We start from the raw sequence: 18,554 nt of genomic DNA, 5'->3' as shown, positions 1-18,554 counted from the left end.
TTTCTTGCGTGCCTAGTGGGCGACCGCGGCGGCGCCGTGCTCGTCGACCAGACGGCCCGTGACGAAGCGGTCGAGTGCGAACGGTGCGGCGATCGGATGCGGGGTGCCGGTCGCGATGGTGTGGGCGTAGACGTCGCCGAGACCGGGGGTGGCCTTGAAGCCGCCGGTTCCCCAGCCGCACGTGAGGAAGAGGTTCTCGTACGGCGTGAGCCCGATGATCGGTGAGGCGTCGGGAGTGACGTCGACGATGCCCGCCCACGTGCGCAGAAGATGCGCGCGGGCGAAGACGGGGAACAGCTCGACCGCTGCCGCCATCTGGCGCTCGATGATGTGGAACGCGCCGCGCTGCCCGTACCCGTTGTACGCGTCGACGCCGGCGCCCATCACCAGCTCGCCCTTGTGCGCCTGCGAGACGTACACGTGCACGGCGTTGGACATCACCACCGTAGGGTGCACCGGCTCGAGGAGCTCGGAGACGAGCGCCTGCAGCGGGTGGCTCTGGATCGGGACGCGGATCCCGAGGATGTCGGTCAGCGTCGAGGTGTGACCAGCGGCGGCGAGGGCCACGCGTCCCGCGGCGATGTCGCCGCGGTTGGTCTGCACCCCGGTCACGCGGTCGCCGTCGGTGAGGAACCCCGTGACCTCGGTGTCCTGGATCAGATGGACGCCGGCTTCGGACAGCCGCCTGGCGTAGCCCCACGCGACGTAGTCGTGGCGGGCGATGCCGGCGCGGGGCTGATAGGTGGCGCCGAGGACGGGGTAGCGGATGTCCTCCGAGGTGTTGACGATCGGGCAGAGCTCCTTGACCTGCCCGGCGTCCACCCACTGCGCGTCGACGCCGTTGAGCGTGTTCGCCTCGACGCGGCGGCGCGAGTCGCGGACGTCCTGCATCGTGTGTGCCAGATTGAGCACGCCCCGCTGGCTGAAGAGGATGTGGTAGTCGAGGTCGTCCTCGAGACCCTCCCACAGTCCGAGCGCATGCTCGTAGATCGCCGCGCTCTCGTCCCACAGGTAATTGGAGCGGATGATCGTCGTGTTGCGGGCCATGTTGCCGCCCGCCAGCCATCCCCGCTCGACCACGGCGATGTCGGTGATCCCGTGGTTCTTGACGAGGTAGTACGCGGTGGCGAGCCCATGGCCGCCGCCGCCGACGATCACGACGTCATAGCTCTTCTTGGGCGTGGGGTTGTGCCACAGGAAGTCGGGGTGCTCGGGCAGCTCGGCGCCCGGGGTGCGGGGTGCGGCGGTGTTCATGCTCGCTCTTCCACTCCGTCGTAGAGGGGGAATGCGTCGGCGAGGTCGGCGACCTGCTCGGCCAGCGTCAGCATCGCGCCGGCATCGAGCCCCGGCTGCAGCACGGTGGCGATGAGGTCGGCGACGACACGGAACTCCTCGTCACCGAACCCGCGGGCGGCGAGCGCCGGCGTGCCGATGCGCACACCGGAACTGATCATCGGCGGCCGGGGATCGAACGGAACGGCGTTGCGGTTGACGGTGATGCCGATCTCGTGAAGCCGGTCCTCGGCCTGCTGTCCGTCGAGTTCCGAATGGCGCAGGTCGACGAGGACCAGGTGCACATCCGTTCCGCCCGAGACCACACCGATGCCGGCGGCCACCGCATCCGGCCGCTGCAGGCGCTCGGCGATGATCTTCGCGCCGCGAAGGGTGCGCTCCTGCCGTTCCCGGAACTCAGGACTCGCGGCGAGCTTGAACGCGACCGCTTTTGCGGCGATGACGTGCTCGAGGGGCCCGCCCTGCTGGCCGGGGAACACGGAGCTGTTGAGCCGCTTGGCGAGCTCGGAGGTCGCGAGTATGACACCGCCGCGGGGACCGCCGAGCGTCTTGTGCGTGGTCGAGGTGACGATGTGCGCGTGCGGCACCGGGTTCGGGTGCAGGCCGGCCGCGACGAGGCCGGCGAAGTGCGCCATGTCGACCATGAGATACGCCCCCACTCGGTCGGCGATGCTGCGGAATCGCGCGAAGTCGAGCTGGCGGGGGTAGGCGGACCAGCCGGCGACGATCAGCTTCGGTTCGTGCTCGAGGGCGAGACGCTCGATCTCGTCGTAGTCGATGAGGTGAGAGTCCTCGCGCACGCGATACGCCACGGCGTTGTAGAGCTTGCCCGAGAAGTTCAGGTGCATGCCGTGTGTGAGGTGGCCGCCGTGGGCGAGATCGAGTCCCAGGATCGTGTCGCCGGGAGTCAGCAGCGCGGCCATCGCGGCGGCGTTCGCCTGCGCACCGGAGTGGGGCTGGACATTCGCGTACTCGGCGCCGAAGAGCGCCTTGAGGCGGTCGACGGCGAGCCGCTCGATCACATCGACGTTCTCGCACCCGCCGTAGTACCGACGCCCCGGGTAGCCCTCGGCGTACTTGTTCGTGAGCACCGACCCCTGCGCCTGCATGACGGCGAGCGGAGCGAAGTTCTCGCTCGCGATCATCTCCAGTGTGCCGCGCTGCCGCGCCAACTCGGCGTCGATGGCGGCGTGGACTTCGGGGTCGACCTCGGCGAGGTCGGCGGCGAGGCTGATGCCGTCCCGGACTGCGCCGGCAAGTGTCATGAGCGGCTCCATCTCATCTGATCGACGATTGATATATCTACTGCTGATCACAAGGTACGAGGGCCGAACGGCTCTTGTCAACATCCGGGAAGGCCCACCCGGGCGCGCTCACACTCGTCGGCCGGGACGCCGGGGCGGTCACGCGAGCCCACGCGGCGTGTTGCCGCCGAGAACGCCGGACCACCACCGACGGGCGCTGCACCGTCGATGTCGAAGGACGCCGTCCGGCGTCAGAGCACCGTCCGGATCAGCCGCTCGAACTCGGTGACATGCTCGGCCGAATGCGCGGCCGCCACATCGGCGTCGCCATCGGCGATCGCCCGGAGCAGCTCGACGTGCTCGACGACGTTGCCGGCGATGTCGGGGATCCGATCGAGGGCCACGCACCAGATGCGCGTCGCCAGATTGTCGTAGCGCACGAGGACGTCCTCGAGGTGGCGGCTCCCGCAGCTGGCGTAGATCAGCCGATGGACCGCGAGGTCGTAGCGGATCAGGTCGGCAGGTGAGATCGAGGATGCGTCGAGAGCCTCGAGTTCGTCGGCGAGCTCGCGCATCCGGTCCCGCGCTGCGGCTGGGGCGAAGCGCGCGGCGCGCTCGGCGGCGAGCGGCTCGAGGTGCGCCCGGACGTCCGAGATCTCTGCCAGGTCGGTGATGTCCACGTTGGAGGCGAACGTGCCCCGGCGAGAGTACATGGTGACGAGATGCTCGGATTCCAGGCGCTTCAGCGCCTCACGGACAGGCGTTCGGCCGATTCCGAGCTCCTGCCCGATCAGCTCGTCGTTCAGCGGCGTACCCGGCGCGATGTCGAGCACCACCAGGCGGTCCCGCAGCACACGATAGGCACGCTCCGAGAACGACAGCCCCTCACCCTCGTCCGTCAGCGCTGCGCCGACCGTCGTCTGTGCATCCGCCATGCGCCGACCTCCCCGGTTCACGTGCCGCCGATGCTCGGATGATATATCAGCGGCCAACTTGCGGACTCGGCGACGATCTTCAGGCGGTAGATATATCTAATCAATATCAGAAGGATTTCAGTCAGGCAACATCTCGTCCCGGTCGGCGGCGACCGCGCGACCATGGATGTCCCAGTCCGACCCTTTCAGCGCACCAAATCGTCTCTGCTCATGGCTTCTTGCGTCGGAGACGGAGGGATCTTGAACCCCGCCGCTGCGCAGTCACTGGTGGACGGCCAGGGGTGTTCCGGGTGATTGGGCGGTGTTTCCAGCAGGGTACGTGGACGTTCGGAGACGTTCGAGTGCGTTGAGGTTTACGCGATTCTTACGCACGTTTGACCCGCAAACATACCCGCTGGGCTGGCAGGCTCGAGGGCCGCCGCAGCAGACCAACGAGATCCTCTACCTATTGAGCCGAACCCGCGCGGGACCAGATGGACTCGCCAACCGCGGGAGAGGCCGCGGCAGCCGTCAATGGTCCGTCGATCAAGGACGAAACGATGTAGTGCGCGAGGAGCCGAGCGACGGGAGGCAACTCGATGTTTAGCCTTTCCAGGAAGAGGTCAAGGTGGGCGGGGTGGAGCCTGAGTCTCCGCGACGCAATGGCAAGGAGATACTCAACAAGCGGAGACTCCGCCGGGCTTCGCTCGTACCTCTCCACTACGCCATCCAGCACTCCAAGCATGCTTGCGCTGAGACCCGGCGATGCTGAGTAGTCGAGCTCCCACGGGAGCGCACCACGCAGGAGTGCACAGTTGGTGACCGCATCGTTATAGCGGTCGAAGTTGAACGGATGGAGCGCGGTGAGATTGTGCTGGCGCTGCGTCGTGTCCGCATACCTCTCAATCTCCAGCTCGGCGTCTTGGAGGTGGTAGTCCGCAGGGTCCTTCCGCCCGCCCGGGCTTCGCGACCAGTCGAGAACCGCTGCGAAGGTCATGTATACCGCAGACTGTCGAACGCTCGAAGGATCGTAGCCAAACGACCAGAACGCGAAATTCGGATTGAGCCGGAGCGGTTGGGTGGTGTCGTTGATGTCTGATGAGGCCGACAGGAACAGATCGTCCCTGAGTCCACCCGACTCCAGACGATCGCGACGCACTGCGACTTGCTCAAGCGCGCTCGCGAAGTGTCCGCCTTTGCTGCCGTATTCGGAGACACGGGCAATCTTGTCCCAGAATGACAGTTCGTGGTCCCAAACGGACCCAAGGAGTGTCTTCTCGCTCGGAAGCCACGCCGAGATGACTGACTCCACATTCGTCGAACCGGCGGTGTGCTTGCCGACCATGAGGTTACTTCTCACGAAGTTCCAGACGGCGCCATCCTGCGTTCTAGCGAGGAAGACAAAATAGGACACTGATGAGCGCTCGACGAACGGCCGGATGTCCCTGCTAACTGAGTTGATGGCGCTCCCACTTGAAACCGCGGAGGCAACAATGAGGATGCGATTCTCGCGATGCGGGTCAATGCCGGATGTTCCGCTGAGCAGGGCTCGCGCCTCCAAGAGCGTCGGAGTCAGCCCGGACAATCGCTGCGCGCTCCTCGCCAACGCTTCGGACGAAGGATCGGAAAGGTACACGATATGAGTCGGGCGTAGCTTGTCAGTCATCCCCCTCAACTTGGCGACTGTTTCCTCCCGCAGAGTAGTGATTGAGTCGGGCTCGCCCTCGGACTTTGGCGCATCTAGATCGCCGAGAAACGCCTCAAACTCAAGGTAGATCGGTCGGCGGGTAGCATTCTTGCCGCGCGTCTTCGGAACGTAGTGCGCTTGAACTGCATCTAGCGCGACGATGGCTTCGAGATGCCGCGGCTCCCACGCCCGAGCCTGATCGCGAATGAGCAACCGCGAGTAGACGGAGGGGGTTAGCGGTAGCAGTTGCTCGCCATCGATCTTCACTACAGTCTCGTTGTAGTTGGTGCATCGGTGGCATGAGCGTCGGTCCTGAGCCTCGGCATCAACATCGTCGATGCCGTTCTCACTCCCGGCTCGCACGCCGGGCGAGTACATCGCACTTGAACCATGGATTGTTTCGCCGACTGCAACGAGCACGACGATGCGAGCCCCGTCGCGCTCGTCCAGAATGCGCCGGATGAGCGACCCCGTCGAGGATACAGAAACGAGAAATAGCGTAGACCGCGCTGGGTCCAGCGAGAGCCTTTGGTCAAACGCACGGTGGCCGCCGAACGAGCCAACCACCGCCGCCGGCTCGTCTGGGCAATAGACATCCTGAAGGCGACGAAGCTCGTACGCGAGCGCATTGATCGAGGATGTGTCGGTCGATACGTAGCGAATCGAGCCGAGCGAACCAATCTTGTCCAGGATGGAGCAAGCCGCGAACGCCGTGCGTGCCGAGTCAGTGAACATGCTGCCGGCGCGGACGAAAGTGCTCATGTGCTTGCCACCCGGTGCTTCAAAGTGGTACCCCGGCGCGGAACGGATGACAGTCGAACCGCTGTAGAACATCTCCTCAAGCCCGGCAACGAACAACTCATCGCAATATTCCTCGAGCCGTTTCTCGTCCAAGATGCCCTCCGGATTATCACCCCAAATCGTCAACCTACGGTCATGCGAGAGAAGAGCAGTCGCGATCTTGACATCGGGCGGCACCCAGTCCTCTAGGTCGCCCCGGATGTCGGAGAATGCCTCCGCATTCGGCTCAAGTCCCAGCACGAGCACGAGCGCGGGGTCATTTGGGAAGGCCACCGCGGCCTTTAGGCCCTCTCCCAGTCGCTGGCTGTCGAAATAGCGCTCAGCACAGAAGGCGACTGTCACTCCGGCACGGAGTGACTCATGCAATCTCAGATCCGTCTGAAAGTAGAAGAACTCGGAACGCTGGGAAACCGACCCGATCACAGGACATGCTCGCTACTGGCGTCTGGTATCAGCATCGTGATTCGACTCCCTACAACCCTAGATACCGCCGTCCGACGAACAGCTGTGTCGCCGTCCCAACCTCGGAGATCGGTCCAATTCTGCCGTTGCCCCTCGGGCAATGCCGAGTCCGCCGCCTCCCGGTTGCTCGGGTACGGATCGCGCTGGAAGTCACGGTAGACCGAGACCCCACCGGTACGAATCTGCACGATGCCGCCGAGTCGAGTCAGGTTGAGGAACGCGCGGTGGAACCCCATGCCCTTCGTCGGGTCGAGTGAAGTCGTCCTCCGCTTTGCGAGGCTCCAACGTACTAGCGACAGTTCTTCGGAGTCACTCAGGTCAGTCACACGACGGCGGAGGTCAGCCGCCCTCCATCCGGCGATTCCGGGGCCCATGTCCGAAATCGAGATCTCGAAGAACCGCGCGCGGGAGTCCGCGGAGGTGGACGATCGCGTGAGAAACGCCCCGAACTCCGGCGCCTGACCCTCAAGTCGGGCTGCGACCTCCCCCGGGAGGCTATGCCACCGCGCGAAGATGAAACGAGCTGACGGCGAGGACGTGAGGTCCGCTTCGTCGTTGCACGGCAACGACCGGGCCCACTGATCCGTGTTCTGAAAGAGCTCGAGAAGGGTCCAGCTCAAGCTGCTGACGTCTTTCGGGTCCTCGATCGAGCTCCGCCTAGTCTGGCTGAGGCCAATAATCCGGTCAGCGAGAGGTATGTAGTCTGCGTTGAGATCCAGCGGGTAACGCGCGTCCCCATGCCTGTACAGACCGTACGGCGCGAGTTCGGGGCTTTCATCGGACACCAACTCGAGCACACTTCGCATCGATCGCTTGTGCGCACCCCGCTGGCGACTGGAAAGCACCTTGCGAGCTGCACGCCGCACGTCATCAGTGATGTCATGCGACATCCCCTGAGAGAACACGCGAGGCGCGACGCACGCGGCAAACAGGAGGTGCTCCTCCTGATCGAGCAAGTCGACCAACTCACTCTCTGAGAGTCCGTCTCGCAAGTAGGTGCGTAGCGCTCCCGCCTTGCGAAAGAGGCGCGCCCAGGACCCGATCAGCTGCATTGCCGCCGCCTTTGCGCCCAGCGCATCCATGCGGAACCGAGTGGGTATCCGCAGGTCCGCTCCCCGGCCTTCAACATATGCACTCTGAAGGCGAGAGATTAGCTCCTCAACCCGCGCGACGGCGATCGTGCCTGGGACGTCCACCAGCATCACGCTGTCAGCCACCGTCATCTCCCCCCGAACGCCAGTGAGCTCGTTCGGTCAGACTAGTCGCTTCGAAACGCACTGAATGTCCCTCGACACTCTGCATCCACGGCGATCGCGATCCGATCACCCGCATCGCGATCCGTCCGCTGTGAAATGGCGATCGCCTGCGCGCGCGATCTACAGGCCACGCCGCGCCACGGCTTCAACCAGTTGGTCGCGGAACTGAACCGCCCCGCCAAAACTCGGGTGCCGGACAGCTACAGCACGCGTCCCTGCTGTCACACGATCTGGCGCACTCACTGAGATTGCGAGCACGTCTTCGACGCTCTCGACAGCCTTACCGCCGACGCAAACCACGAAGCGCCCGGCCATCGCCAATGAGAGCGCCAGTTTTCCTTCATTCAGTTCCGATTTCGTCGGCGCTCGGTTTGACCTCGGCACACCATGCTTGTGTGGATGCAGTGGGAATGCATTCCAGAGAAGCGCTCGATGTTCCAGCCTCACTTCGGCGAGCGCGCGATGCACGACAGTTGCGCTCGCTTCGCGGGTCCCGACAAGCCCGACAGACGCTGGAGATGTGAACGCCACCCCCGACTGCCGTGCGCCGCGCCAGCCTGCTGCTTCCCCAACAAGGACTACGCCTCCTGCGCTCACGGAACGAAGGTGCTCGGCCAAGCGATCGCGCCGATCGGCCGCTGTGGTCGCGAACCCTCCAGCAGTGTCACTCGAATCCAGATAGAAGTTGACCGCGCTCGCGCCCTCGCGCATTGCGAGCACTGCCTCGAGGAGTTGATGGCTCACCGCGTCGGCTGTCCCAGATGCTCGGCCAGCATTCCAAGTAGGGTCCGCTCGCCGTCAGCGCTTAGAACGTCTACGCTCGCGGGGATTCGCACAACGGGCGTCTTGTCCCAGCTCGCGATGAAAGCCTCGAATGCGCGGTGGATCGCGCCGAGTCGCTCAGCGTCCGCCGACTCCCCATCGCGACCGCGGTTGACGACGCGCTCGACAAGCTGCTCAGAAGTCATCTCGCGGTAGATGAGCAGGTCCGGAAGCAAGTATTGCTTCTCGATCTCGCGCGCTAGGTCATTCAGCAACCCGTACTCGCGGTCACTGATGTAGCCAAGCTCATGCGACGAGGACGCGTAGGCCCCGTTATGCTCAAAGGGCGTGCGATCCTCGATGACGAAGTCCGATTCACTCGCCTCAAGTATCGTCGACAGTTCCGCGTGGCGGACTGCCGATGCGGCCAGGAAATGCGCTTGACTCGCGAATGCCCATCGGTGAGGATCCGCTTGCGCGTCCTTGAAGAACGGGTTGTTCTCCTCGATTTGCCCCTCGAGCAGTGCGTCCGCCTGCCACCGGGTGAGCAACAGGTTTGCCACGGTAGTCGCGCCCGCACCAACGGATCCGGTAACGACTACATACTTGGCCGTCACGCGACAACCCTGCGGTGCGGCGCGATGGAACTCGGGCTCCCAAACCACGCGGGCGGCATCGATAGCCACCGTGCGACGGCACTCCTAAGTTCGTCTTGATGGCCGAATGCGACCACTTCTCCCCCCGTGTCTGAGATGAGGCCCTCGGCAAACCGCGAACCGCGCTCGGAGCTTCGTTTCACACCCAGAACCCGGCGTCCTGACGCCGATGCGAGCGCAATCTCCGCCCCCACGCCCGTTGAAGGTAGGCCGACGTGGGCGATGACCGCGTCTGCCCGGTTGAGAGCTTCAATATCGGCGGTGAACACGGCGTTGGCGGACATGCCGCCCGCCGACTCCGGGTCCGTGAAGTGGTGCGGAACGTAGGCCTCGTGTCCCAGGTCGGCGACCATCACAGCGAGAGCGTCATAGAAACGACGCGCGCTGTCCAGGTCGCCGGCTCCCTGCAACGGTCCAGAAATGTAGACACGCATAGGTATCTCCCCCAAGTGGTCAGTGATCGTCAGCTTTGTAGAACAAGAACACGCGTTCCTCCCGATGCCGGGCGCGATCATCCGCGACCTCCAGCAGTTCGTGCCGGGCGCGAGGGACGTACCACGCTGATACATCTCTCATTGTGGCAACGACACCCTCCAGATTCGCAAGCACTTTGGCAGCAGATGCTTCTCCACGCAGCGCAGCCTCGGCGACCACATCTGGCTGCAGCCGCCTAGATGAGGACTGTCCGGGCGGCAAGTACGGGGCATCATCACGCTGATGCTGGCCCGAGGTTCGCCATGCTTGGCCGCGGGGGTGCGTCGTCGAGAGCTCCCAAAAGATCACGGACCACTCGGGCGACACCTCGACGATTCGTCGCGCAGCTGCTTCGAGTGACACGCGAAAGCGCGTAGCCAAGGCCTCGACACTCTTGCCGGTCGGTGGGAGGAGGGTGCGCAAGGTCTCGGCAACGACGCCTGTGGGCATCAGTACGTGTGCTGCGCCGAGATTGCATAGACGTTCGACATCGGCGAACGTGGCCTTCCCCCGCAGTTGTCGAACCAACGTTGGCTGATCGGCAACCGCCGAGAAGAGGAGGATGTGCCCAATCTCGTGGGCAACGGAAAACCGCCGCCGCTCGATCGAAAGCTCCTTCGGAACACGAATGTGCCAGCGTGATTCGCGCACAGTCAGCTGGCCGTGGTCAGCGAGGCTCCCATCAGCACGTCGCTGCCCTGGAGCGACAGATACTGAAGCCCCGAACCGGGCTGCGACAGCCCCCGGGTCGATTGGGGGAAATCTTGAGAAGTCAGCGGCGGCATGTTCCGCGGCCGCAATCATCGCCGCCTCAGGCGAACTCGCCGACCAGTGGTCGCTGAATACCTCAAGAGCGCTCGAGGTCACGAGCCTCCGCTTTCGCGAACACGGGCCAACGCGTCCGCAACATCCTGAGGCTTGTCCCCAAGTCTTGCCGCGAGGGCGACGTCATCCTGGCGGAGGACCTCTCGAACAGAGACTAGCTCGTCCAGTGTCACAGGTCTTTCTGGGGTGGAGAGGTCGCCAAGAGCTGAGAGAAGCCAGTCGACGTCATCGGCTTTCGACGCTCCCATCGCCACCTGAGCAGCGCCGTGGCCAGCCGTCAGGGGTTCGATTACGTCGAGCGAGAACAGCGCGTCTGTGGAACTGGTGTCGAGCGGTTCAGGCCCAAGAACCTTCTCGATAGCGCCCTTCGCACCGAGCTGAAAATAGCTCGGAATTCGCTCGAACTCCTCCCAAGCCTCTGCTCTCATCCCGCGCTTTGCGAGTCCGTGAACGTAGAGGACGTTGAAGAACCCGGCCCAGTACTCACCCAAGACGTCCCTGGCTTCGTTGGCGAGCTCGACGAGTTCTTCAGCAGTCCCCGCATGCCTAAGCCGTGCCTCATACGCCGCGAGCGAGTTCGCCATCTCGAGCGCCCCTCCCCTGGGCATCTCAGGCATCGTGATTGCCCTCGGCTCCGAAATCGCCAGCACCTGATCTCGCAGTTCATTCTGCGCGTCGATCGTGTGCATCGAGGCAGCCCAGTGAATGTAGCGTTCGAAGGGCACATCGAGTTCTGCGGCGACCATCTCTCCGATCATCGAGAACTCGAAGAAGTTGTACGGCACAAGCGTCACTGCGTTGTTCGATCGCATGACCGTGGTCATCGTCAACGCTCCCGCGCGAACATGGAAGAACAGCCCAAAAGTGCACGGGATGTCGTTCGACGTACGCACTGCATCCTCGGGGAGCCAAACGACCGCTGCAGCTCGGCGACTGTCGGGGTTTGCCTTGAGCTCGTCCACGACGCCGCGCATCTGGTTCGTCCCGGGAGACGCGTTGAAGATTCGCTTGCCGTACGACGAACCCGGCACAGTGAGGCCGTCATCCGTGTAGGTACGTACTCGACTCTCGTAGTAGGCGATGTCCTCGAGCCGGTCGGAACCAGAAACGAGCCACACGAATCGAGCTACAGCGCCAACTGTCGGCAGCGGTCGTTGGCCCGCCCCAATCCTCGCGAGGGGGTTGCTCATGCCGGTCGTGTAACCGAGCAACTCGACGAACCCCCTCCCATCACCGGCCGAATCCACGGCAGAGCCGGTGTCACGCACGTCCTTAACGGTCTTGATCAGCGCCTCAGCGACGTTGGTCGGCAACTCGGTCCCCATCGGTTCCCCTTCCCCCTGTCGATGCATGATAGCGGTCAGGCCGCCATCGATCCGGGCTGCAAATCCACGATCGACTGACCTGGCACCTGCTCAGGCTCCTGGGTGGACAAGATCAGGTGCCATCGCGGAGGTGTGCACGCAGGCTAGCCCACCCGGCGGACACGGGCTTGAAGCCGGGCTTGGGCACATCGGGCCGCAGGATCGGGCGCCATCTCGACCCGAGATCGGCGGGGAACGATACCCGCTGATTGCGCCTGGCCCTATTCGCGCGTCTCAGCGCAGCGACTACGCGCCGCCGCCAGAAAGTCCGTGGCGAGCCGCTTCCACCGAGCTGGATCTGAGTTCCAGACAAGCGTGTGGTCCGCGGCGACCGTCTCAAGCCGTACCGAGCCACGGCGGTCTTCCGCGAGCCGGCGCGCGACCTCGTATGGAGATGACCTGTCGAAGGTTCCCTGCAGGATCAGAGTCGGTACGAGCAGTTCCTCGGCGCGGTCCATCCAGTTGAATCGGTCGAGCGGAACCTCTGCGGCCATCCCGGTCAGGCGCGCGAGGAGACGAGTCCCAAGCCACGGACTCGCGAGTACTCCGACCCGACGCGGGAGTCCTGCTCGGACGCAATTCGCGTCGATCGTTGCCACCCAGTCGAGCACAGGCGAGTCGAGAGCGAGCCTGTCAATTGTGGCGCAGAACTCGTCGTCAGCCGCAATCTGTAGCGCGATCGCTCCGCCCATTGACCATCCGAACAGCACGATCCGCTCGGCGCCGTGCGCGATCGCGTACCTCACGGCAGCGCGAACATCGTCGGTCTCTGTTGCACCGAGCGTGGAGCGACCAGTTCCCACCGTGGGGCCCTCGCCATCGTTGCGATAAGTGACGACGAGTGAGACGAGGCCCGCGTCGGCCGCGACCTTCACTCCACGGAGCGTGCCCGCGCGCGGGCTCGCCAGTCCATGGATGTGGATCGCCCAGTTGTTCGTCGCGTTCCCGGACGGGCGGATCAGCCAGGCGGGCGCGGGGCCGACCGGGGTCTCCACAATCACGTCCTGGGCGACGAGACCAGCGTCGGCGGGATCGCGATAATAGATGCCGCTCCACGACGCGCGCTTGCCAACTGCCAGCGCGTCCGCCGGCTCGGCCGACTCAACCAGCCGCGTCACCGTTCGGGCGTCCTCGCCGACGATCGGGCCGAGCCGAACCCACCCGCCGTCCTCGAGCCACAGGTTGTAGACGCCCGTCGCCACCGTCGATGCGTTGCGGTCAAGGACGACCGCGTCGTGGCCCTCATGGCGCAGGATACCCCGGACGGTGAGATCGTAGACCCTGCCCGACGGCGGTGCCGTCAACCTCCGCGCGATCGCGAACCCGAGGCCTGCCGCGCTGGCGACAAGGGCCAGGCCGATTCCGGCAGCGGCCGCGACTCCTGCACCCGCCCTCAATGAGTCGCCCTCGTCGCGAGGCCGCTGCTCGAGGGACCCGTGCCAGCACCGCGCCCGAGCAGGTGCTCCTCCGCTGCCTCGACGACCACGCCCTCAGCATCACTCAACTCGAACGAAACGCGTGGATCGACAGCGGCATCTCGGATCTCCACGAGTTGGCGGTGCAGCCGCGTCTCCGCATCCGCCGCGCTGAACCCCGCCGCATCCTGTTGGCTCATGTCCGGCCGGGTTCAATCACCGGAGCCCGGGTAGGCAACTTCCCGCGACTTTACGCAATCCTTACGCAAATCGCGTTCCTATGAGAAACCTATGGCCCGCGATCCCAGTGTTTTCAAGGGATTGCGGGCCAGGAAGTTCTGCGGAGACGGAGGGATTTGAACCCTCGGTCCCCTTGCGAGGACTCCACCTTAGCAGGGTGGTGCACTAGGCCTGACTATGCGACGTCTCCAGGTGATCACGGCCGAAGCCGCAGAACACACCAGGTAATCATAACCGGTCGCGGGGCGAGCACCGAACCGGCAGCGCCCGCCCCGCACCGACAGCGCAGTCAGTGTGCGGCCACGGGCTCGCGGTCCTCCTCCGCCGCCGGCGGTGCCGCGTGCGAGAGCGAGAGACCGTGTCCGCGGCGCCGGAACAGCAGCGCCGACATCACGGCGCCGGCCGCGAAGAAGATCGCCGCCCACAGGTACGCGGTGCTGTAGCTCGCGAGCGCGGCGTCCACCCCGACCTCGGGCGTGACAGGCGTGTTCGCGGCGAGGTAGTCCGCGGCAGCTGTCGCGGCGAGGGTGTTCAGCAGCGCGGTGCCGATCGAGCCGCCGACCTGCTGGCTGGTGTTCACCATCGCCGAGGCGACGCCGGCGAACTCGCGGTCGACGCCGAGCGTCGCGGTCTGCATCGAAGCCGGCATGATCGTGCCCATCGCGAAGCCCATCACCATGAGCGGCGGCAGGACGTGAGCGGCGTACGTGCTCGACGCGTCCAGGAAGGTGAGCCACATCATCGCGATCGCCCCGAGGGTCATGCCGATGGGCACCATGATCTTCGGCCCGAGGCGCGGCACTAACAGGTTGGTGCCCAGCTGCGCCGCGAGCACGAGCATCGCGATCATGGGCAGGAATGCCAGGCCGGTCTGGATCGGCGAGTACCCGAGGGTCGTCTGCAGGTAGTAGGTGACGAACAGGAAGATGCCGAACATCCCGGCGCCCGCGATCAGCACCGACAGGTAGGCGGCGGCTCGGTTGCGGTCGAGCACGATGCGCAGCGGCAGAAGCGGATGCGACGCGCGCGTCTGCCAGGCCACGAACGCCACCAGCAGGGCCCCGGCGATCGCGAGCACGCCCCAGGTCAGTGGCGAGTCCCAGCCATCGGTCTCAGCATTCGAGAACCCGTACACGAGCCCGAACAGAGCTCCCGAGACGAGCAGGGTGCCGGGCACATCGAGCTTCGGGCGCCGCCCCGACCGCTCCACGTGGGGCACGAACATCATGGCTCCGACCAGCGCGAAGGCGGCGATGAAGACGTTGATGTACAGGTTCCAGCGCCAGTCGAGCGCTTCGGTGAGGACGCCGCCCAGCAGCAGGCCGACGGCGCCGCCGGCACCCGCGATCGCGCCGAAGACACCGAACGCGCGAGCGCGCTCCTTCGGGATCACGAACGCCGTGGTGAGCACCGCGAGGGCGGTCGGGGCCAGCAGCGCACCGAATGCGCCCTGCAGCGCCCGAGCCAGAACGAGGAGCTCGAACGTTGCGGCCGCACCCCCGAGGGCGGATGCGGCGGCGAAGCCGATAAGCCCGGCGACGAACGTGAGCTTGCGGCCCATGAGGTCCGAGAGACGCCCCCCGAGCAGCAGCAGGCTGCCGAACGCGAGCGAGTATGCGGTGATGATCCACTGGCGCTGGCCGTCGCTGAAGCCGAGGTCGGCCTGCGCCGACGGCAGCGCGATGTTCACGACGGTGGCGTCGAGCACGACCATGAGCTGGGCGAGCCCGACCACGACGAGGGTGATCCAGCGACGACGGTCGGTCGCGGGCAGGGTGGATGAGGTCATGTCGGGTACTCTATACGGTACTGAGCAGTTCCGGATATGGATTGTTCAGGAATTCACCCGCCGGTAACATCGACACGAGCGGAAGGGAGGCGGGTGCGATGACGCAGGTCGAACCCGACGCCAAGCCGCGCCTGGGCCGCAAGCGCGACCACACGCGCGATCCCGAGATCCTCGAAGCCGCGCTCGATGTACTCGCCGAGACCGGCTACGACGGCATGACCATCGACATGGTCGCGGCACGCGCCAAGGCCGGCAAGGCCACGCTCTACCGCCGCTGGGCCTCGAAGCCCGACCTCGTGCTCGACGCCGTGGCATGCATGAAGGCATCCGACATCGACTTCGCCTCACCACCCGACACCGGCACGCTGCGCGGGGATCTCGTCGCTCTCGTGGGAACGCCATCGATCCGTGACGCGGAGCGGAAGCTCAAGGTCATGGCGGGCATCGTCTCGATGATCGCCCGCTCCCCCGAACTCGCCGAGGCCGCGCGCGCCGCGCTCGTCGAGCCGCGCGCCGAAGCCAACCGCATCGCCCTCCGCCGCGCCATCGCGCGCGGCGAGATCTCCCCGGAATGCGACGTCGAGCACCTCGCGCTGGTGGGACCGGCGATGGTGGCGTATCGCGTGCTCATGCTGGGACAGCCGGTACAGCGCGAGGTCATCATCGAGATCATCGACCGCATCATCCTGCCGGCCGCGGGCATTCGCCCCGGCCGCCCGGAGGACTGACCAGGAGCGGATGCCGTTCGCACGCCGCTCCTCGTCACCCCGCTACCCCTCCGGAACCGTGCAGGTGACCTGCGCGGCGGTGGTGCCGGTGATCTGCGAGGGCAGTTCCACCCGCTCCTCGGCGGGCGCGGCGCTCTCGGTCGGCGCGGGAGTCGCGGTCGGCGACGCCGTCTCGCCGGATCCGGCATCCGCATCCGCGGTCGGGGTGGGCGTCGGCTTCTCGGCCTCACCCGTGACCTCGACGCCGTAGCCTCCGCTCGCCTCGCCGGTGAGCGTCAGCGCCTGGTTGTCGCGCAGCGCCTGGAACAGAACGTCGGCGGCATCCGTCACCGGAAGCACGTGGACGAAGTCGCTCGAATACACCGTCGGGTACTGCACGAAGACGATGTCCTCGTACGCGACGTCCTTCACGGCCATGGCGATCTGCACCATCAGCGTCGGGTTCGTCAACGTCGAGCTCAGCACGAGCTGACCCTGCGTCACCTGGCTCACCGCGGTCGTGGCCAGGTTGAACAGCACCGACGGATTCGCCAGCACCGACTCCGACTGGAGCTTGCGCACCATCGACGACATGAACTGCTGCTGGTTCGAGATGCGACCGAGGTCCGACCCGTCGCCGATGCCGTGACGGATCCGCAGGAACTGCAGCGCCTCGGCCCCCACCAGGGTGTGGTTGCCGGCCGTCAGGTTCAGACCCGTGTGGCTGTCCGAGATGTCACCGGCGACACACACGTCGACGCCCCCGATGGCATCGGACATGTTGATGACGCCCGTCCAGCGGATGGCCGCCGCGAACTGGATGTCTTCGCCGGTGAGCTCCTCGACGGTGCGCACGGTGCACGCCAGGCCGCCGTACATGTACGACGCGTTGATCATCTGGGCGCTCATGGCCGAGTACGACCCGCCCTCGCCGTCCGAGCACGACGGGATCGGCACGATCATGTCGCGCGGGAAGGAGACCACGGTCACGCGGCGGGGGTTGTCGCTGATGTGCACGAGCATCGTGACGTCATTGCGCTCACCGCCGTCGTCGTGCGCGCACCGCGGGAAGAGCTCGAGATCCTGGCCCTCGCACGAGTCGGTGCCCACGACGAGGACGTTGACGCCGCCCTCGATCGCACCCAGCGACGGCGGGATCTCCTCGTCCTCATCCAGCACGACGGCGTTGTCGCCGATGGCGGATGCCGCACTCCACACGTTCACGGTGCCGATGCCGACGACGCTGACCGCGACGACGGCGACGAAGACGCCGATCATCGACAGCACGCGCATGATCGGCGCGCGCTCGTCGAGCTGCGCGTGGCGCGCGAGCGGCTTGCGCCCGTTGCGCGGGCGTCCGGTGAATCCTGTCATCAGCCCCTCAAGTTCCCTGCTGAGCATGTCTCGTCGGCGGCGGTCGTCCCCGGGATCGTGCTCGGCAGCTCGACGACCTCATCGGCCGGCGCGGGCGCCTCGGTGGCGCCGGGTGTCGGTGTGCCGGTGGGTGACGGCTGCGGCCTCGGGGTCTCGGTCGGCGTGACCGTGACGACGCCGCCGGTGTTGTTCGGGTCGCTCGTGACCGCGAGCTGGCTGTTGGCGCGGAGCGCCGCCCACAGCTGCTTCGCCGCGTCATAGTTCGGGGCCACGCGGTTCGGGTCCGGCGCGTACTCGACGACCGGATACTGCACGAACACGATCTCGTCGAACGGCACGTCCTTGACCGCGAGCGCGACCTGCACGAGCGTCATCGGGTTGGTCAGGCTCTGGCTCGGCGTCACGTTCTGCACCGCGGTCGTCGCGAGCCGCAGCAGCGTCGTCGGGCTCGAGAGGACCTCTTCGCTGACGAGCTTGCGCGACAGGCGCGACATGTACTGCTGCTGGTTCGAGATGCGCGCCAGGTCGCTGCCGTTCTGCAGCCCGTGGCGGGTGCGCAGGAACTGCAGCGCCTCGAACCCCTTGACGGTGCGCATGCCCGCCGGCCAGTTGATGCCGGTGTGGCTGTCACGGATGCCGCCGTTGCCGATGCACACCTCGACGCCGCCGATGGCGTCGGTGATGGCGATGACGTTGCCGAAGCTGACCTTGGCCGCGAACGGAATGTTCTCGCCGCTGAGCTGCGAGACGGTCTTCACGACGCAGTTCAGGCCGCCGTAGCCCCACGCCGCGTTGATCTGCGAGACGCTGATCGCCGAGGACGGCGTGCCGTCCTCGCTCGTGCACGAGGGGATCGGCACCATCAGATCGCGCGGGAACGAGATCACCGTGACGCGACGGGGCTCGTCCGAGATGTGGACCAGCAGGTTGACGTCGTTGAGCTGGCCGGTCGCCGTGGCGCCCGAGCAGCGGGTCGGGAAGTACTTCGCGTACTTCTCCTCGCACTCGTCGGTGCCGACCACGAGCAGGTTCACGCCGCCTTCGATGGCGCCGATGTCGGGCGGGACCGACTCCTGCCCCTCGAGGGCGACGGCGTCCTCGGTGAACGACGAGGTCAGGTCGTAGGCCGCGAAGGAGACGATGCCCATGACCGAGACGACTCCGACGGCAGCCACGATCGCCGCGACCTTCATGACGATCCCGACCGGGCTCGGAGACGACAGGACCGCGTGGCCGGCGACGGGACGTCGTCGGCGCCTCGGGGGCCGGATCGTCTGGCTCACGGGGTCCT

General features: G+C 65.7%; 14 protein-coding genes and 1 tRNA gene. 1 reads left to right on the top strand and 14 read right to left on the bottom strand.

Translation table 11 applies throughout. From position 1 onward, the window contains the following. Positions 1-12: 12 nt before the first annotated feature. The 12 genes from P0L94_16755 to P0L94_16700 all read right to left on the bottom strand — a co-directional run bounded on the left by P0L94_16755 (position 13) and on the right by P0L94_16700 (position 15,182). Positions 13-1,254 carry a sarcosine oxidase subunit beta family protein gene (locus tag P0L94_16755; protein ID WES64105.1) on the bottom strand — a complete coding sequence of 414 codons (1,242 nt, stop codon included), beginning with the start codon at positions 1,252-1,254 and terminating at the stop codon, positions 13-15. Continuing rightward, positions 1,251-2,558: a serine hydroxymethyltransferase gene (locus P0L94_16750; GenBank protein WES64104.1), complete on the bottom strand. Its 1,308-nt coding sequence runs from the start codon at positions 2,556-2,558 to the stop codon at positions 1,251-1,253. The genes P0L94_16755 and P0L94_16750 overlap by 4 nt, the downstream gene beginning before the upstream one ends. 230 nt (positions 2,559-2,788) lie before the next feature. Further along, positions 2,789-3,472 carry a GntR family transcriptional regulator gene (locus P0L94_16745; protein ID WES64103.1) on the bottom strand — a complete coding sequence of 228 codons (684 nt, stop codon included), beginning with the start codon at positions 3,470-3,472 and terminating at the stop codon, positions 2,789-2,791. A gap of 445 nt (positions 3,473-3,917) precedes the next feature. Further along, a complete protein-coding gene (locus P0L94_16740) occupies positions 3,918-6,362 on the bottom strand; it encodes a hypothetical protein (protein ID WES64102.1) in 2,445 nt (814 codons plus the stop codon). Further along, on the bottom strand, positions 6,359-7,618 hold the full coding sequence (locus P0L94_16735; GenBank protein WES64101.1) for a hypothetical protein: 1,260 nt from the start codon (positions 7,616-7,618) through the stop codon (positions 6,359-6,361). The genes P0L94_16740 and P0L94_16735 overlap by 4 nt, the downstream gene beginning before the upstream one ends. A gap of 779 nt (positions 7,619-8,397) precedes the next feature. Further along, the gene (locus tag P0L94_16730) at positions 8,398-9,036 is read right to left on the bottom strand and encodes a deoxynucleoside kinase (GenBank protein WES64100.1); all 639 of its coding nucleotides are present in this window, start codon (positions 9,034-9,036) and stop codon (positions 8,398-8,400) included. Next, positions 9,033-9,509, bottom strand: coding sequence for a nucleoside 2-deoxyribosyltransferase (locus P0L94_16725; protein WES64099.1), 477 nt, complete (start codon positions 9,507-9,509; stop codon positions 9,033-9,035). The genes P0L94_16730 and P0L94_16725 overlap by 4 nt, the downstream gene beginning before the upstream one ends. Before the next feature lie 19 nt (positions 9,510-9,528). Next, positions 9,529-10,416 carry an ImmA/IrrE family metallo-endopeptidase gene (locus P0L94_16720; GenBank protein ID WES64098.1) on the bottom strand — a complete coding sequence of 296 codons (888 nt, stop codon included), beginning with the start codon at positions 10,414-10,416 and terminating at the stop codon, positions 9,529-9,531. Next, positions 10,413-11,699 carry a thymidylate synthase gene (locus tag P0L94_16715; GenBank protein ID WES64097.1) on the bottom strand — a complete coding sequence of 429 codons (1,287 nt, stop codon included), beginning with the start codon at positions 11,697-11,699 and terminating at the stop codon, positions 10,413-10,415. Before P0L94_16715 ends, P0L94_16720 begins: the two co-directional genes overlap by 4 nt. A gap of 260 nt (positions 11,700-11,959) precedes the next feature. Next, positions 11,960-13,042 carry an alpha/beta fold hydrolase gene (locus P0L94_16710; protein WES64096.1) on the bottom strand — a complete coding sequence of 361 codons (1,083 nt, stop codon included), beginning with the start codon at positions 13,040-13,042 and terminating at the stop codon, positions 11,960-11,962. Between the two features lie 452 nt (positions 13,043-13,494). Next, positions 13,495-13,583 (bottom strand) — tRNA-Ser (locus P0L94_16705). Between the two features lie 99 nt (positions 13,584-13,682). Continuing rightward, the gene (locus P0L94_16700) at positions 13,683-15,182 is read right to left on the bottom strand and encodes a DHA2 family efflux MFS transporter permease subunit (GenBank protein WES64095.1); all 1,500 of its coding nucleotides are present in this window, start codon (positions 15,180-15,182) and stop codon (positions 13,683-13,685) included. Positions 15,183-15,280: 98 nt separating this feature from the next. Here P0L94_16700 and P0L94_16695 point away from each other — a divergent pair, with 98 nt between their 5' ends. Further along, a complete protein-coding gene (locus P0L94_16695) occupies positions 15,281-15,910 on the top strand; it encodes a TetR/AcrR family transcriptional regulator (GenBank protein ID WES64094.1) in 630 nt (209 codons plus the stop codon). A gap of 42 nt (positions 15,911-15,952) precedes the next feature. Here P0L94_16695 and P0L94_16690 read toward each other — a convergent pair whose 3' ends face one another. Both P0L94_16690 and P0L94_16685 read right to left on the bottom strand, forming a co-directional pair. Beyond that, positions 15,953-17,263 carry an LCP family protein gene (locus tag P0L94_16690; GenBank protein ID WES64093.1) on the bottom strand — a complete coding sequence of 437 codons (1,311 nt, stop codon included), beginning with the start codon at positions 17,261-17,263 and terminating at the stop codon, positions 15,953-15,955. Beyond that, positions 17,263-18,546 carry an LCP family protein gene (locus P0L94_16685; protein WES64092.1) on the bottom strand — a complete coding sequence of 428 codons (1,284 nt, stop codon included), beginning with the start codon at positions 18,544-18,546 and terminating at the stop codon, positions 17,263-17,265. The genes P0L94_16690 and P0L94_16685 overlap by 1 nt, the downstream gene beginning before the upstream one ends. Positions 18,547-18,554: the final 8 nt, after the last annotated feature.

This window comes from Microbacter sp. GSS18, assembly GCA_029319145.1.
GTDB lineage: Bacteria > Actinomycetota > Actinomycetes > Actinomycetales > Microbacteriaceae > Microbacterium.
This window is presented reverse-complemented; position numbering and strand designations above follow the sequence as displayed.

Coding starts and splice junctions, on each gene's coding strand:
- P0L94_16700 (WES64095.1), bottom strand. CDS start 15,182: ATGACCTCATCCACCCTGCCCGCGACCGACCGTCGTCGCTGGATCACC.
- P0L94_16715 (WES64097.1), bottom strand. CDS start 11,699: ATGGGGACCGAGTTGCCGACCAACGTCGCTGAGGCGCTGATCAAGACC.
- P0L94_16725 (WES64099.1), bottom strand. CDS start 9,509: ATGCGTGTCTACATTTCTGGACCGTTGCAGGGAGCCGGCGACCTGGAC.
- P0L94_16750 (WES64104.1), bottom strand. CDS start 2,558: ATGACACTTGCCGGCGCAGTCCGGGACGGCATCAGCCTCGCCGCCGAC.
- P0L94_16695 (WES64094.1), top strand. CDS start 15,281: ATGACGCAGGTCGAACCCGACGCCAAGCCGCGCCTGGGCCGCAAGCGC.
- P0L94_16755 (WES64105.1), bottom strand. CDS start 1,254: ATGAACACCGCCGCACCCCGCACCCCGGGCGCCGAGCTGCCCGAGCAC.
- P0L94_16690 (WES64093.1), bottom strand. CDS start 17,263: ATGACAGGATTCACCGGACGCCCGCGCAACGGGCGCAAGCCGCTCGCG.
- P0L94_16745 (WES64103.1), bottom strand. CDS start 3,472: ATGGCGGATGCACAGACGACGGTCGGCGCAGCGCTGACGGACGAGGGT.